The sequence below is a fragment of the Staphylococcus sp. B1(2026) genome (assembly GCF_058895785.1).
Window position 1 is genome coordinate 1 of sequence record NZ_JBZXTS010000107.1, and the last position, 1,033, is coordinate 1,033.

1 protein-coding gene is annotated in these 1,033 nt (G+C 31.7%); it reads right to left on the minus strand.

Features of this window, described 5'->3' with window-relative positions; all coding sequences use genetic code 11:
• Positions 1-1,033: ZmpA/ZmpB/ZmpC family metallo-endopeptidase (locus AC5EAH_RS08150; RefSeq protein WP_493494280.1), on the minus strand; the 1,033-nt coding region annotated here is incomplete at both ends.

Genomic DNA, 1,033 nt, shown 5'->3' on the forward strand with positions numbered 1-1,033 from the left:
ATATTTTTTTGATTAAGAATTGATCGCTTAGATCCGTGTCTCCTTGTGCTATAGCTTCTTTGTAATGTTGATTGGATACATAAGGGATGAACCCACCATAATAGCCTTTATAAGCTAATAATTCAAAGGCATTTTGTCTAAATGATAAGCCACCAGGTGCGCCTTTTGTATTTTCAGCTGTACCGTAAATAGGTGAAAATAAATTAGTTGTATAGTAACCATTTCTATCATATTGATCTATTTCGTATTCTCGTTTACTAATAAGTCCATTATCTATTAGATCGTTAATATTTATTAGTGAAATATTTTGCCATTCTTTATCTGTTAGTGTTCTGACAATGTTATTAACATTAATATCTTTTGTATTTTCAATTTTATTGAACCATAATTTTTGTTTTGATTTGTCTGAATTGATTAATGACATGGCTTCTGTATAATTCAATAGATACATCACGTCAAAAGCACCATGCATATAAGTTTGTAAATCTTCTACCTTTTTAAAACGTTGTGGTGTTGTATTATGCGTAATATTTGGATTATTTTTAGGAAATTCAAACATTAAATTTAAACCGATAGTTGTCATATTAGGAACTTGCAATAAACCGTAAGCAAATGATTCTGGGCCCATATGTTGGCGACGACCATATTGTAAATAGACAGTTTGATCATTAGCGTGTACCATTTCATGTGTATAGACGGAATTACCGTAAGGATCTAATAGTTTATCAGCAACATAATTAATTGTATTTCCGATAGAGTAAGCACCATTACCGTCAAATTCATAGTAATGATCTACTGGTCCGAAGAAGTCTAATACTGTTTGTGATGTGTTGCCATATTGTGGTAACCATGATTCTGTGCGGTCTATATAATAGGCATCCCATACATCTATGTCACGAATTAGTTTGTTTTTTAGTTCAGGTTTTAATAATCTATACCATGTGTCAAAATGATCTCTTTGCCATAATGAAGCACGTTCGACCATTGCTTTGACTTCTTCAAGTTGTGATTGATAAGTTTTAGGATCTGTTTT